Annotated in this window: 16 protein-coding genes; 7 read left to right on the top strand and 9 right to left on the bottom strand. The window is 69.3% G+C overall.

Translation table 11 applies throughout. From position 1 onward, the window contains the following. Window positions 1-95: 95 nt before the first annotated feature. Window positions 96-986: a serine hydrolase gene (locus ACT86A_RS02120; protein ID WP_445090235.1), complete on the top strand. Its 891-nt coding sequence runs from the start codon at window positions 96-98 to the stop codon at window positions 984-986. Here ACT86A_RS02120 and ACT86A_RS02115 read toward each other — a convergent pair whose 3' ends face one another. Further along, the gene (locus tag ACT86A_RS02115; protein ID WP_445090234.1) at window positions 987-1,652 is read right to left on the bottom strand and encodes a response regulator; all 666 of its coding nucleotides are present in this window, start codon (window positions 1,650-1,652) and stop codon (window positions 987-989) included. It lies immediately after the preceding gene. Window positions 1,653-1,782: 130 nt separating this feature from the next. Beyond that, complete coding sequence (locus tag ACT86A_RS02110; protein WP_445090233.1) at window positions 1,783-3,003, bottom strand: sensor histidine kinase; 1,221 nt, start codon at window positions 3,001-3,003, stop codon at window positions 1,783-1,785. A 242-nt stretch (window positions 3,004-3,245) separates the two neighbouring features. Here ACT86A_RS02110 and ACT86A_RS02105 point away from each other — a divergent pair, with 242 nt between their 5' ends. The 3 genes from ACT86A_RS02105 to ACT86A_RS02095 are packed head-to-tail and all read left to right on the top strand — an operon-like array spanning window position 3,246 to window position 5,936. Beyond that, window positions 3,246-4,040 carry a hypothetical protein gene (locus ACT86A_RS02105; RefSeq protein WP_445090232.1) on the top strand — a complete coding sequence of 265 codons (795 nt, stop codon included), beginning with the start codon at window positions 3,246-3,248 and terminating at the stop codon, window positions 4,038-4,040. Continuing rightward, on the top strand, window positions 4,037-5,440 hold the full coding sequence (locus ACT86A_RS02100; RefSeq protein ID WP_445090231.1) for an alpha/beta-hydrolase family protein: 1,404 nt from the start codon (window positions 4,037-4,039) through the stop codon (window positions 5,438-5,440). Before ACT86A_RS02105 ends, ACT86A_RS02100 begins: the two co-directional genes overlap by 4 nt. A 49-nt stretch (window positions 5,441-5,489) precedes the next feature. Next, window positions 5,490-5,936, top strand: a complete 447-nt coding sequence (locus tag ACT86A_RS02095; protein ID WP_445090230.1) for an SRPBCC family protein — start codon at window positions 5,490-5,492, stop codon at window positions 5,934-5,936. Window positions 5,937-6,056: 120 nt separating this feature from the next. Here ACT86A_RS02095 and gatA read toward each other — a convergent pair whose 3' ends face one another. Together gatA and gatC are read right to left on the bottom strand one after the other, a co-directional pair. Further along, entirely contained in the window at window positions 6,057-7,529 is a 1,473-nt protein-coding gene (gene gatA, locus ACT86A_RS02090) for an Asp-tRNA(Asn)/Glu-tRNA(Gln) amidotransferase subunit GatA (RefSeq protein ID WP_445090229.1), read from the bottom strand. Then, window positions 7,526-7,825, bottom strand: a complete 300-nt coding sequence (gene gatC / locus ACT86A_RS02085) for an Asp-tRNA(Asn)/Glu-tRNA(Gln) amidotransferase subunit GatC (protein WP_195128219.1) — start codon at window positions 7,823-7,825, stop codon at window positions 7,526-7,528. Before gatC ends, gatA begins: the two co-directional genes overlap by 4 nt. 432 nt (window positions 7,826-8,257) lie before the next feature. Here gatC and ACT86A_RS02080 point away from each other — a divergent pair, with 432 nt between their 5' ends. Continuing rightward, a complete protein-coding gene (locus tag ACT86A_RS02080) occupies window positions 8,258-8,908 on the top strand; it encodes an ACT domain-containing protein (protein WP_445090228.1) in 651 nt (216 codons plus the stop codon). A gap of 165 nt (window positions 8,909-9,073) precedes the next feature. On the opposite strand, the gene ACT86A_RS02075 is transcribed toward ACT86A_RS02080, so the two are convergent. From ACT86A_RS02075 to ACT86A_RS02065, 3 genes are all read right to left on the bottom strand, one after another. Next, a complete protein-coding gene (locus tag ACT86A_RS02075; protein ID WP_445090227.1) occupies window positions 9,074-9,622 on the bottom strand; it encodes a GNAT family N-acetyltransferase in 549 nt (182 codons plus the stop codon). 116 nt (window positions 9,623-9,738) lie between these two features. Further along, window positions 9,739-10,062, bottom strand: a complete 324-nt coding sequence (locus tag ACT86A_RS02070; RefSeq protein ID WP_445090226.1) for a hypothetical protein — start codon at window positions 10,060-10,062, stop codon at window positions 9,739-9,741. A gap of 20 nt (window positions 10,063-10,082) precedes the next feature. Continuing rightward, window positions 10,083-11,318 carry an AAA family ATPase gene (locus tag ACT86A_RS02065; RefSeq protein WP_445090225.1) on the bottom strand — a complete coding sequence of 412 codons (1,236 nt, stop codon included), beginning with the start codon at window positions 11,316-11,318 and terminating at the stop codon, window positions 10,083-10,085. 222 nt (window positions 11,319-11,540) lie between these two features. Between ACT86A_RS02065 and ACT86A_RS02060 the strand changes: the two genes are divergently transcribed. Continuing rightward, window positions 11,541-12,083 (top strand): Uma2 family endonuclease, encoded by a 543-nt coding sequence (locus tag ACT86A_RS02060; RefSeq protein WP_445090224.1) that lies wholly within the window; start codon window positions 11,541-11,543, stop codon window positions 12,081-12,083. A 129-nt stretch (window positions 12,084-12,212) separates the two neighbouring features. Next, window positions 12,213-12,566, top strand: a complete 354-nt coding sequence (locus ACT86A_RS02055; RefSeq protein ID WP_445090223.1) for a hypothetical protein — start codon at window positions 12,213-12,215, stop codon at window positions 12,564-12,566. Window position 12,567: 1 nt separating this feature from the next. Here ACT86A_RS02055 and ACT86A_RS02050 read toward each other — a convergent pair whose 3' ends face one another. Both ACT86A_RS02050 and ACT86A_RS02045 read right to left on the bottom strand, forming a co-directional pair. Next, window positions 12,568-13,602 (bottom strand): S-adenosylmethionine:tRNA ribosyltransferase-isomerase, encoded by a 1,035-nt coding sequence (locus ACT86A_RS02050; protein ID WP_445090222.1) that lies wholly within the window; start codon window positions 13,600-13,602, stop codon window positions 12,568-12,570. Further along, complete coding sequence (locus tag ACT86A_RS02045; RefSeq protein ID WP_445090221.1) at window positions 13,602-14,294, bottom strand: SDR family NAD(P)-dependent oxidoreductase; 693 nt, start codon at window positions 14,292-14,294, stop codon at window positions 13,602-13,604. The genes ACT86A_RS02050 and ACT86A_RS02045 overlap by 1 nt, the downstream gene beginning before the upstream one ends. Window positions 14,295-14,305: the final 11 nt, after the last annotated feature.

Below are 14,305 nucleotides of genomic sequence, written 5' to 3'. Positions count from 1 at the left end.
CTCCCGCCCGGTCACCTGCCGGACGGGCCCGATCAGCTATTTTGCACCGCCGATGAACAGCGAGCACGCGACGTGGTGGTGGGGAGGAATCGGTGGTGAGGTCGACCGGATCTGGTTCGGTGCTGCGTGCCGCGGCGATGGTGGTGCTGGTCACGCTGACCTCGTGCGCCCTGTTCCCCGGGGATCAGCCGGCCGCCGAGACTCCACCTGTCGTCGTCGACTCCGCCGGGACGTGGCGGCCGAACCTCGGGGTCTCGGTGCCGGACGCAGTGGCCGCCGACTTCACCCAGCTGCAGGCGCGGCTGGCCGGCCACGTCGGCATGGCGATCATGCCCGTCGGCGGCGGCCGGATGACCGTCTACGGCGACTGGGTCAGCGGCATCGCATGGTCGACCATCAAGGTGCCGCTGGCGATCGCGGCGCTGCGGCACGACCCGCAGGAAGGAACCGTCCACGAGGTGGAAGCCGCGATCACCTGGTCGGACAACGACGCCGCCGAGGCGCTGTGGCAGTCACTCGGCGACGGGCTGGAAGCCGCGAAGGCGGTGCAGGACGTGCTCGACGAAGCCGGTGACGCCACGACCGGTGTCGCGGGTCCGCGCACCACGCTGGATTACACCTCCTTCGGCGGCACCGAATGGACGCTGGCCAACCAGGCCCGCTTCGCGTCCCGGCTACCGTGCCTGCCCGAAACGTTCCACGTCACCGAGTTGATGACGGAGATCACACCCGAGCAGTCGTGGGGTCTCGGTGTACTGCAGGGCACGGCGTTCAAGGGCGGCTGGGGACCGGACGACGAGACCGGCGTCTACACCGTCCGCCAGTTCGGTCTGGTACCGGTACGGTCCGGCATGATCGCGGTCGCGCTCGCGGCGCAGGCCGATTCCGGCACGTTCGACGACGCCACCGCCATGCTGAGCCGGATGGCGCGACTGCTCGGACGGCACCTGGACCAGATGCGCGGCGGGTCCTGCCCACCGCTGTGATCAGCCCGCCGTGACGACGCCGGTCTCGTAGGCCAAGACGACGGCTTGGGCGCGGTCGCGCAGGTTCAGCTTCGAGAACACCTTGGACACATGGGTTTTCACGGTCTGTTCGGCGACGAACAGGGCCTCGGCGATCTCGGAATTCGACAGGCCCTTGGCGATCAGCTCCAGCACCTCCCGCTCACGCGGAGTCAGCGCGGTCAGCTGCGGCGCCGGCTTCGCCCGCGTGGCGCTGCGGCGGCGCGTGACATCGGCGATGAGCCTGCGGGTGATGGTCGGCGCGAGCAGTGCCTGACCGTCGGCGACCACCCGCACCGCACGCACCAGTTCGTCGGCCGGCGCGTCCTTCAGCAGGAATCCGCTGGCACCCGAGCTGAGGGCCTCGTAAACGTAGTCGTCGATGTCGAAGGTGGTGAGCATCAGCACACGCACCGGCGGATCGAATCCGGCGGCCAGAATGGCGCGCGCGGCGTCCAGTCCGTTCATCTCCGGCATACGCACATCCATCAGCACGACGTCCGGGCGCAACCGCCTGGCCTCGGCCACCGCGATCTTTCCGTCCGCCGCCTCGCCCACGACGCTGATGTCCGGCTGGGCCGCGAGCAACGCTCCGAACCCCTGCCGGACCATGGCCTGATCGTCGACGATCAACACGGTAATTGGCACCCGCCCACCCTAATTGCCCGTCGCGCACACGCGCTGTCGCTTAATTCGCATCCTGCTCTGCCCGAGACCGTCGCACCCCGGGCACGCGCCGTGCTCGATCGCGTACCAGCACACGTTCGCATTCGAACGCTCACCCTTCCGATGCCACATCCTCCGGTGGGGTGGGTGCGCCCGTGTTCGCGAGCGCGAGCGGAAGACGGGCCTCGACGTCGAAGCCGCCGTCGTCGCGGGGACCGGCCGCGACCTCGCCGCCGACCGCCATCGCCCTTGCCCGCATGCCCGCGATGCCGTGGCCGCCATTGCCTGCCGGACGGGCCGCGGTGGTGCCCGGCTCATTGCCGACTCTGAGCACCAAATCCGCCCCGTGCACGATACGCACGTGGACCGATGCGCCAGGGGCGTGCCGTGAGGCGTTGGACAGCGACTCCTGGGCGATGCGATAGAGGGCGAGACCCGTGGTCTCGGCAATCGTGTCCAAGGCGCCCTCGACCGTCCAGGTGAGGTCGACCCCCGCGCGCTGCGCGCCCTCGAACAGACCGAGCACGTCGGCAGCCTTCGGCTGCGGTGCGTGCTCGGGCAGCAGGCCGTCGCTGCGCAGGACGCCGAGCATGCCGCGGATCTCGTTGAGCGCCTCGCGCGCCGTTGCGCCGATCGACTCGAACTCGGCGCGAGCCGCCGGCGTGACACCCTCGATCCGGTAGGGCGCGGTCTGCGCCTGCACCACCACCAGAGACATGTGGTGGGCGACCACATCGTGCAGGTCGCGGGCGATGCGGGCCTTCTCCTCCAGGATCGCCCGGCGCGCCCGCTCGACCTCGTTCGCTTCCTCCTGGCGCACCAACTGCCGCCGCGACAGCACCAGCCAGCGGATGAGCAGGCCGAACAGCACCAGCGCCGCGAGTGCGATCGGCCAACCCCACGCGGCGTTCCCGAACGCCTCCCCTTCGCCGGGCATGGTCGTCGCGAACAATAGCGCCGTGGCGGCCCAGGCGACCGCGATGATCTGCCCCTGCGCGCGCAGCGCCACCCCGAACAGCAGCACCAGCAGGCACAATACGTGCACGACCTGGAACGGCAGATCGTTGTTCGGCTGATGGGGAATCGCCAAGGCGATCAGCAGCGCCGAGCCCGCCGAGATGGCCCAGCCCAGCGCCGGATTGATTCGCACGAGCAACACCGGGAATGCGGCCAGCGCCGCGATGAACGGCTGTGCGGCGGCGGGCACCACGTGGGTCACATGCAAGGTCGGCCAGGCCACCGAGTACCAGATCAGCGCGACCACTATCGTGCCGAGGTCGATCCAGGTGCGCCCGTCCGGTCGCCGCGCCCAGCCACGGCTTTGCCGGTTCATACCGTGCCCCCTTTCGGCATCAGCGCGCCCTGCGCCGTCACGCTCCGCTGCCGCCTCCGGGTCAGATCGCTCATGCCTATGACATTAGAAACCGCCGCCTGGCCACGGCCTCATACGCAGGGGGGATTTCTGACCCGGTACCCCGGTGCGAGACGGTGTGACAGGCTCCCCCGACGGCACGGTTCGAGAAACCCTCCCGGGCGGGAGGCGTCCGCACGAACCGGGTCCCTAGCGTCGTCGCCATGAGCACACCGACCAGCGCCGGACCCGGGACACGGCACGCATTCGCTTCGGGAGCCCGAACCCGTTCCCCCGCAACCATTTCCGCCGCCGATCGGCCGCGACGCTACGCGGCGCTGACCGCGACGGCGTTGACCACCGTGGCGGCGACGGTGTTCCTCGCACCCGCTCCGCACGCTGCCGCGGCGACCACCCCGGTCGAGAGCCCGCAGGCGAGCGCCGCGGTCGCGGAACTGACCTCGGGCGACCCCGGCGCGCTCGGCACCATCCCGCCGGATTTCGCCACGTCCTTCGGCTACCGTCCGAGCGCTATGGACGGTCTCCTGGTCAATCCGCGCGGCGACTGTTCCTCGCCGGTAACCCTGCCCGCCGAGTTCGATACCGCGTGCAAAGCCCACGACCTGGGCTACGACCTGCTGCGCTACGCCGATCAGCGGGGCGAGCCACTGGGACCGTGGGCGCGTCAAGCCCTGGACGCGACGCTGGACCGGCAGATGCACCGGGCCTGCGCGACCCGCATCGATCCGTTCTCCCGGGCCCGCTGTGACGCGATGGCGTCGATCGCGCACACCGCCGTCGAATTGAACTCCCGTCGCCAGGACTACGGCGCACCGGTGGTCGAGCCCCTGCTCACAGCCGCGGATCCCGATTCGACGGGGAACTGGACGCTGCTCGGAGTGCTCGGCGCCGCTCTCACCGGGCTCGGCGCCGCTCTCACCGTGCGCGACCGGCGGCGTGCGGTCGCGTTCGCTGTCGGCTCGACGAATGCCACTGGCAGGTCAGGAATTCGGAGATGACCGACTCCGCTCTCGCGACGGCCCACGACCGTCGCCGCTGGACCGCCGGACTGCACCAGGCGGTGCGCCTCGTCCTGCCGCCGCGGATCGGCACGACACTCGGCATCGGGATCGGTGCCCTGGCATCATTGGCGCCCGGACTGCTCCCCCGTACGCCCAGCGTCCAAGCCGTGCTGACCGGGCTGCTCACGGCGAGCGCGCTGGGCGTCGCGGGCGTCCTGCGCGTCGTCGCGCGACGGTCGGGTATCGACATCGACCAGCACCTGCGCCGAGTGCGGCTGCCGCTACTGATCGCGATATCGGCGCTGGTCATGGGTGCCGCCGCGAACGCGGACCACTGGCAGAACCGACTGCGCGCGGCGATGGGAACACCGCCGATCACAGCGGACTACTGGTTGCGGTGGGCCCTGGGCGCGGGGCTGATCGTCGGGCTGTTCGCCGGCGCCGCCCGCTCGATCGCCTGGACCCTGCGCAGACTGGGCTGGGCGCGGGGCGCTTCGCTGACCGCGGTCGGCGCGATCGTGCTGTATCTCGCCGGCGTGCCGGCTGCCGTCGGTTGGCGGAATTCGGTGTACGCGGGCGCCGACGCAGCGCTGGATCCCGCTCTGGTGCAGCCGCTCTCGCATACCGAATCGGGCAGCACGGCTTCGGCGGTGAGCTGGTCGTCGCTGGGCGCCGAGGGACGCAAGTTCGTCAGCGGCGCGCCGGTGCGCGCAGTGCGGGTCTATGTCGGGCTGGCCTCGGCGCCGGATCTGGACAGCCGCGTCGCGCTCGCGATCCGGGAATTGGAGCGTTCCGGCGGCTTCACACGCTCACATCTCGTTGTCACGGTGCCGACCGGGTCGGGATGGATCGACGCGAACGCCGTCGCGGGATTCGACCAGCGCTTCGACGGCGACGTGGCGCTGGTCGGTCTGCAGTACTCCTACCTGCCGAGCTGGGCGACGTTCGTGTTCGGCCGCGACGCCGCGGTGACCGCCGCGCGTCATCTGTTCACCGCCGTGGAGAACCACCTCCAGCGTCTGACGCACAAGCCGAAACTGTATGTATACGGTCAGAGCCTCGGCGCGCTCGGCGGTAACGCCGTGTTCGCCGATGACACCGAGCAGGACCGCCGAACCTGCGCGGCGCTGTGGGCCGGTCCCCCGGCCAACCGCGTTCACCGCGCCGGCGCCACCGTGCTGGCCAACACCTCCGATCCGGTGATCCATTGGTCGCTGACACTGCTGTGGCGCGCGCCCGACCTCACCGGCGCCCGGGTCGACGCTCCGGTTCCACAGTGGCTTCCGCTGATCAGCTTCGCGCAGACCACCGCCGACCTGCTCGGCGCACTCGACGCCGCGCCCGGTCACGGCCACCGTTACGGGTCCGACCAGGGCACCGCGATGGGTCGCTGCTGACCGCTGGGCGACGCAATCGGCCAGCAGTAGAACATGTTCTAATTTCTCCATGGCCTTCGTCATCGACCTTGCCGTCGACATCGACGCCCCCGCCGAACTGGTGTGGCAGGTGATCACCGACTTCTCCCGCTACCGGGAATGGAATCCCTTCGTCTCGCAGTGCCGCAGCTCATTGGTTCCCGGCGAGCCGATCGACATGCTGGTCCACATCCGCGGCTCCCGCCCACGCAAACAGCGCGAATGGATCCGCTCGCACACACCCGGCCGCGAATTCGGCTACACGATGACGCCGATTCCGTCGCGCCCACTGCACAGCCTGCGATCACATACCGTGACACCGCTCCCGGACAACCGCACCCGCTACGAGTCGCACTTCGAACTCGGCGGATGGCTCCATCCCCTGGTCGTCGCGCTGCTCGGCAAGAATCTGCGACGCGGTTTCGCGGACATGACCGAAGGCATCCGCAAACAATCCGAGTCGCTGCGAACTTCGTGATCCGCACGCAGCGGGATGCATGCACGCGGATACCCGTGCTTCGCCGCGCCTCGCGGAGCCGTTCAGCTCGTCGCCATCCCTACGGAGCGGGGAACCGGACGGCACCGCGAGGCCGGCGCGTCAGACGATGGGACCTCGCGCGGCTTCGTAGGCGGCGCCCACCCGGTAGAGGCGGTCGTCGGCGAGAGCGGGGGCCATGATCTGGAGACCGACGGGCATACCGTCGTCCTGGCTCAGGCCCGACGGGACCGACATGGCCGGGTGCCCGGCCAGGTTGGTGGGCAGGGTGCACAGGTCCGACAGGTACATGGCCAGCGGGTCATCGACCTTCTCGCCCAGCTTCCACGGGGTGAACGGGCTCGTCGGCGAGACGAGCACGTCGACCTGCTCGTACGCGTTGTCGAAGTCGCGGGCGATGAGCGTGCGCACCTTGAGCGCCTGGCCGTAGTAGGCGTCGTAATACCCCGCCGACAGCGCGTAGGTCCCGATCATGATGCGCCGCTTGACTTCCGGGCCGAATCCGGCCGCACGCGTGGCCGCCATCACCTGCTCGGCGCTGTGTTGCCCGTCGTCGGCGACGCGCAGGCCGTAGCGCATGGCGTCGAATCGCGCCAGGTTCGACGACACCTCCGACGGCATCACCAGGTAGTAGGACGCCAGCCCGTATTCGAAGTGCGGACACGACACCTCGATCACCTCGGCGCCGAGATCTTTCAGCACCGCCACCGCGGCATCGAACGAGGCGAGCACACCCGGCTGATAGCTGTCGGAGTGCAACTCCTTCACCACACCGACTTTCACCCCACGCAGGTCGCCGAGCGCCCCCGCGCGGGCGGCCGCGACCACCGGCGGCACCGGCACATCGCGGGACGTGGAATCGCGCGGATCGTAGCCGGCGATCACCTCGTGCAGCAGCGCGGTGTCCAGCACCGTCCGGCCACAAGGACCGCCCTGGTCCAGCGACGACGCACAGGCGACCAGACCGAAGCGCGACACCGTCCCGTAGGTCGGCTTGGTGCCGACGGTCGCGGTGACAGCGGCGGGCTGGCGGATCGACCCGCCGGTGTCGGTGCCGATGGCCAGCGGCGCCTGGTTCGAGGCCAGCGCGGCCGCGGAACCGCCACCCGAGCCACCCGGGATGCGCGTGGTGTCCCACGGGTTGCGGGTCGGGCCGTAGGCAGAGTTCTCGGTGGAAGAGCCCATCGCGAACTCATCCATGTTGGTCTTGCCCAGGATCGGAATTCCGGCGGCGCGCAGTTTCGCGGTGACCGTCGCGTCATAGGGCGACACCCAACCCTCGAGAATCTTCGATGCGCAGGTGGTCGGCATGTCCGTGGTGGTGAATACGTCCTTGAGCGCCAACGGAACTCCCGCCAGCGGCGAGGCGGGCGCGGCGCCCGAACCGATCGCGGCGTCCACCTCGGCCGCGGCCGCCAGCGCCTGCTCCGCCGCGACGTGCAGGAAGGCGTGATACTCACCGTCGACCGCGGCGATCCGATCCAGATGCGCCTGGGTCACCTCCACCGAGGACAGCGCGCCGCTGTGGATCTTGTCGGCCAGCTCGGCCGCCGTGAGCGTCGTCAGGTCGGTCATTCGCCCTCTCCCAGGATCTGCGGCACCATGAACCGCTGCTCGTCCACCGCGGGCGCGCCGGACAGCGCCTCATGCGGCGTCAGCCCGGGCACCACCTCGTCGGGACGGGTCACGTTGGTCGCCGGATTCGGTGACGCGGTGGCCGGGACGTCGGCAGCGGCGACCTCGGAGATGGTCCGCACGTGGCTCAGGATCGAATCCAGCTGTCCGGCGAACTGATCCAGCTCGGCATCGGACAGGGCGAGCCGGGACAGCCGGGCGAGGTGTGCGACCTCGTCGCGGGAGATGGCGGGCACCGCGGGACCCCTTTCGGCTTCGGTTTCAACAGTTCACACCGCTCCGCTCACAACAGACGGCGTTGTGTACAGGACACGCTGTTGCGTGTCATGTACACACAACCCCACAGCTTAGGCGCAGCCGGACGCGGTCCCCGCGCCGCCCGCGCCGAGCCGAGCGAAGGCAAGACAGCCGCGTGGTCACCAACCACGATCTTCTATCGGCACCCGATTCTCTGGTCGACCGCGCGATCCCGCCTCAGCAGCACCTGACAAGCGGGCCGTGTCGCGACACCGATTCCCGAAAGCCCGACACGCCGCTGCCGCGCGAATTTGCCCAGTGGCGTACGTCACTGGCCGAGCTTCGACTCGATAACCGGGCGATCGGGGTGTAAATATTGCGTTGCCCGGGTATCCGTTCAGAACCTCGGCCGCCCAAGGAAAGGAACGCACGTGTCGTACTTGCTCCGCGTGCAACTTCCGGATCGACCGGGAAGCCTCGGCGCACTCGCCCTCGCACTGGGCTCCGTCGGCGCGGACATCCTGTCGCTGGATGTGGTGGAGCGCGGCGCCGGCTACGCCGTCGACGATCTCGTCGTCGAAGTGCCCGCCGGCGCACTGCCCGACACCTTGATCACCGCCGCGGAATCGATCGCCGACGTCCACGTGGACTCGATCCGACCCTATTCCGGCGTCCTCGACACCCACCGCGAACTCGAACTCATCGATCATGTCGCCGCCGCGCGGGACGATCGGCTGCAGATACTGGTCGATGGTGTGCCACGAGTGCTGCGCGTCGGCTGGAGCACGATCATAGACATCGGCCCGCAGGGCGCCTACCGATTGGTCGGAAGCCCGAGCGCGCCGCAGACGCAGGCGGGTTCGGCACCGTGGATGCCGTTGGAGAAGCCCACCGTGCTCGATCCCGAGGCCGACTGGGTGCCGCAGATCTGGCGCGATATGGACACCAAACTGGCTGCCGCACCGCTCGGCAACACCGGCAAGGTGCTGCTGCTCGGTCGGCCGGGCGGCCCCGACTTCCGCCCGTCCGAGGTGGCCCGGCTCGGCTACCTCGCGGGGATCGTCGCGACCGTCCTCGGGTAGTGCGCGGGGCCACCGCTCGCCGGATCGGGCCACCGCACTTCGTAGTCGCCGCGGCTTGCCGCGCGAACTTCGAGAAGTAGTCCGCGTCCGGCGGGACGGTCTCCGCAACGGAGGCAGATAAGCGGAGGCAGGTACCTCGGCCCGAACGCCCAGCACGCTCCGCGATCAGCGGATGGCGGCGGATCGGTCCGCGAATTCTCGACCATCCGGGTCGAGCGATAGCCGCAAGACGTGCAGCGGGTCGCCGAAGCTGGTCTGCCAGTCGCGGCTGGGAACGGGAAGGAAGCCGAGGCGGTCGTAGATCCGGCGGGCCTCGACCATCGCGGGCATCGTCGTCAGGGCCACGGCGGCGAATCCTTCGGCACGAGCGGAGTCGATCACGGTGCGCACCAACGCCGTTCCGGCGCCGAGACCACGCGCCGCCTTCGCCACGACGAGCATGCGCAACTCCAGCTCACCCGGCAGCGCGGTCTCCGCGTAGGTGCTACCGGGACGGGCGAGGGTCAGGGAGCCGATTATCCGATCGGCGTGCGTGGCTACGAGGATCCGGGCCGAGGCCGCGCGACGGGCCGGATCGGCCAACTCGTCCACATACGGGCTGCTCGCGCGGATATAACCCTCACCGACGTAGACCTCCACCGTCAGCTCGCCGACCGTGGCGTACTCCTGCGGCCGCGCCTCCCGGACGACGACGCCGGTGTCTCGCACATCCATACCCGGCATGATGCCACCGGCCGTAACAGGAACTACGCCAGGTCCCGCTGGTCCCCCGACCCACATCTGGCGCGGCCATCGAGCCGTTCCGGTATCCGGCAATGTCCACCCCACGCTCAGCCGGGCCGAGAGATCTGCCACCGTTCGGGTTTGCCCGCCGGATAGACCACGGTGAGCAGATCGCCGATCTCCGGCCAGGAACTGGTATCCGAGGTGAAGCGGCCGTAGACGACCGTGCCGGGCACCGACGGGCCCGTCAGTTCGCCAGTGATGGTCACATACTGTTCGCCGGGAACGTCGGGCCGTGGACTCACCCCGGTGATGTAGAGCGTCCCCTGCTCCGGGTTCGTCGGCCGGGCACCCGTGCGCCCGCGCAGGGCGAAGACGATCAGTGACGCCAGCACCGCGGTCAGGATTACCAGCGAGGCGATCTCCAGCATGGCCCCATGCTAGGTGCGTGCTACACCGGCGCGAGCTCACTGGTGCCGTGACCGGTGCGGCGGACCTGCCAGACCGAGCTGCGGGTATGTAGCGAGCGCCCGTTGCCGCGGTCGATGAGCGCCCGGTTGTCAGTGGTGCAGATCAGCTGCGCGCCATGGGAATTGGTCTGCGGATTCTGGAACAGCTGGATCAGCCGGTCGATCTCCGCGGCGGGCAGCCGCGCGCCGATGTCGTCGACGGCGAGGACGCGGCCCGCGTCCAGCGCGTCGAGCATGGCCGGTAACACCCGCAGCAGCGACAGCGTCGCCGACGATTCGTCGCCGATCTCGAACGAGTTGGGGACGCCGTCGTGGACCAGGCGCAGGCCCACGCCGCGCCGGGCCACCATGCGCGCGTACAGGGCGTCGCGCGCGGCACGCAGGTTGGTCAGCTCACGGTCGAGCAGGACGCCGGTGCCGCGCAATAGCTGGTCGGCGTAGCCCGGCGAGGTCGCGCACAGCTCGACCTGTTTGCCCAGCGCGGCGATGTCGGCGTCCAGTTCGCGCAGATAGTCGGCGTACATCGGGTCGTTCTCGGCGATCAGCAGATCGGCGATGCCGAGTTCGGCGGTCCGCAGCAGCGTCAGTAGCCGGGCCGCGTTCTCCGGCGACCGGGACAGGTGGCTGCCCAGCCGGTGGGCGACGCCATCCGGGTCGGCGGGACCGTGCTGCACCTCGAGCATGGATTCGAACCATCGGTAGGCGGGCACGAGCGCGTCGGAGTACATCTGCCCGGCGAGGCTGAGCAGCAGGGCGTTCGGACGGACCAACGGCACCAGCGCGGCGATGCCGTAACGCGCCGCGTCGAACATCGGGCCGATCTTGATCTGTTCGCCGCTGCGCTCGAACACGATTCGCTTACGCGAGCGCGGGTGAGTGTGCAACCACTCCGCGCTCACGTCGGCATTGTCCAGCCGGAACCCGTAGGTGTACGGCACGCCCTCGGCGACGAACGCGGCTACGAATTCCGAAGGCCGATCAGGGAATCCGAGATGGGGCGCCCGCACAGGGCCCGCGTACGGGTCCCATCCGGTGACCGAGTGCAAGACCGCGTCCCGCATCTGCGCGAGCGCGTCGATCAGGTTCGTCTTACCCGCCGCGGCGCCGCCGTGAACGGCGGTCACCGGCACGGCCACCGGCCCGCTTCCTTTGGTGAGCCGTAACTCCTGCTCGTCGGCCAGCGATCTGTGATTGGTCACCTGAAAACTGCGCAGCATGCCGCCATACTTCCGGCTGCGCCCCGATGCGGCGACACCAGGCCGGTGGCCCCCGCGATCCGTGGGCGATTTTCGATCGCGCGCAGGACGCGCGCCCGCAACCACGCACACCGATCCGCCCACCCGCGAACCGCACCTGGGCGCGGAGCGCGGATCATGCAACCTGGCAGAACAAGTCTGCGACCGATGACCAGGCGCTCGGCGGCACGGTACTCTGATCGCATGACCGGGGCCTCGATCGCCTACCGCTGGACGCGCAGCGAGTTCCTGCGCGCGTGGGAGGCGGGCGCGTTCGACCATCGCGTCGAACTCATCGAGGGGGAGGTATGGCCGGTGGTGATCGGTTCTTGGCACGGCCGAGCGGTGTTCCGCATCGCGCGGAAGCTTCCGACCGACGGTGTCGAGGTGACCAGCGAGACATTACCCACCGCCCAGTCGTTGCCGGACCCTGATTGCTGGGTTCTGCGCGCCGAGGCAGATCAGATCGATTCGATCGGTTCGAAAATCGCCGTGTGGGACCCGTCCGACGTTCTCCTGGTCATCGAAATCTCCGACGAGACGGTGATGCAAGACCTCAGCGTCAAGGCGAAACTGTATGGGCGCGCCGGATACTCGGCTTACTGGGTAGTCACCAAGACAGTCATCTACGAGCACACCGAACCGACCGACACCGGGTACCGGACGCGCAAGGAGTACCGGCCCGGCGACCGCATCCCGGTGCACTATGCGGGCACCGAGCTCGCCGTAGACGAGCTGCTGGCCTGACAGTAGCGCCCTCCGGTAGCGCGCACCTACCCCGGGACAAACGCGGTGATACCGGGTTAGCATGCCTGCACGCCGCGGTCGGAGTGCTGCGGCGTACTGCCGAAGATGTTCGATGGGATGAGGGTCACGATGGAACCGACGGTTCGCCGTCTTGTGGTTGGAAGCTCGGTCGCTGCCGCGCTCACGCTGGGCTCGTTGGTGGTCGCGGCACCGGACGCGATCGCCGCCCAGTGCCCGGATGGCACCGCACGCGTGTTTCTGGCCAACAGTACGAACACCTGTCAGGGCGCAGGGACGGTCAGCTACGACCCGCCCGGCGTGGTGTCGAAGGTGTGCTCGAGCGCGACCGCCGACGTGTCCGCCGAGGCCACATTCAAGGATCGCCGCGGGAAGCTGATCACCCAGAAGCTCGACTTGAGCAGCGGCCGCTGCGGACGGTTCGAGATCGCGGGCCAGCTGGGTACCACCGTGACGGTGAGCTGAGCTACGTACCTGCGCCGAACAGCAAAGCGCTGTCGCCGAACTCGTGCCACAGATAACCGGCATCCACCGCAACGGCGTAGACCGCGGCGACTTTTTGCTCGCCCGCGACGGCGACCAAAAGATCCAGGTGTGACGCGCCGGGTGCGTGCCATCCGGTGATCAGTCCGTCGACGACCCGAGCCGTTCGGTCGGCCCCGAGCACGAGATCGGTCCAGCCGTCGGCCGCGTGCACCTGACCGGAGGGATCGGCCGCGGTCTCCAGCGCGCGCGTCACCGTTGTGCCGACCGCGACAACGCGTCCACCAGCGGCTTTGGTGGTGTTCACCAGCCTCGCCGTGGCGGTGGGGACGACGAACCTTTCCGGGCTCGGCGGCTCCCCCGACTCCGCGGAGGAAACTCCCGTGTGCAGGGTGATCGGCGTGAAGGCGATGCCCGAGGCGATCAGATCCAGCACCAGTCGCTCAGTGAAAGGCCGTGCCGCACTGGGCATTTCCGCGCTGCCCGGGACCCGGCCGAACACCGTCGCGTAATAGGACGCCGACCACCGGTGCGGCACATAGGAATACGTGATCGGCCGCCCGTACGCGGCCAGCAATCGCGGCACGTCGGTGCTGATGTCGGCGACCCAAAGCCGTTGCGCACCCGGCAACCACGGTCCGCGCAGAATTGCCGCGGCGCCCGGCACGTGCAGCGCGGTTCCGGGCGTAAGTCGCTGCGCCGGATAGGGAGTGCGCTGCGTAGTGCGCACTTCCACTACCCAGCGGCCGTCGTCCAACCAGGTGGAGAAGTGCAACACGACCGGCTCGCCGTCCAGCGTGGCGTCGACTGCCGCGCACATGGTCGCCGAATTGTTGACCACTACCAGATCGCCCGGGCGCAGCTGATCCGGCAGCTCGCGGAACCTGGCGTGGGCCAGCTCGGCGCCGGCGACGAGGAGCCGGACCTCGTCCCGTGCCAGGCCGCGCGCCTCGGGCGGGGCGGCGGCGGCGCGCTCCCGGGGCGCGACGATGGACAGCCGATCGGTCTGCGTCGTCATCACACCCGCCCGACCGTGAAGTCCGCCGCGGTGTAACGCCCGCTCTTGGGTTTCTCCGCCAGCAGTCGCAGCAGGGCGGGCACCACCGTCTCCGGTTGTGGCCGATCCGAGATGTCGACGCCGGGGAACGCCGCCTGATGCATCTCGGTGCGCATATCGCCAGGGTCGAACGCGTAGATCGATAGCTCCGGACGCTCGGCACCGAGAACCGCGGTGAGTTGATCGAGCGCGGCCTTCGATGATCCGTATCCGCCCCACTCGGGATACGGTTCCACCGCGGCGTCGGAGCTGATGTTCACCACGGTGCCGCCCGGACCGAGCAGGGGCAACGTGAACTGCAGGATTGCCAGCGGCGCAACGACATTCGTGCCGAGCACCTGCTCGAACTCATCGATCGGATAGTCCGCGAGACGTGCCAGGGGACTCGGCCCGAGCCTGCTGGCATTGTTCACCACCAGACCGAGTTCGCCCGCGCCGCGTGCCGTGTCGGCCAGCCGCGCCCGGTGGGCCGGGTCGGTGACATCGCCGGGAATCGCGACGAACGCCGGTCCCAGCTCGGCGGCCACCGCCGCCAGCCGGTCCGCGCGCCGCGCGGTCCCGAGCACCTGCCACCCCTGCCCGATCAGCGCCCGCGCGAGCGCCGAGCCGAATCCGGCCGAGGCGCCGGTGATCAGAGCGGTCGAACTGAACATGAGGACCTCCT

This window comes from Nocardia glycosmidis, from assembly GCF_052545115.1.
This window is presented reverse-complemented; position numbering and strand designations above follow the sequence as displayed.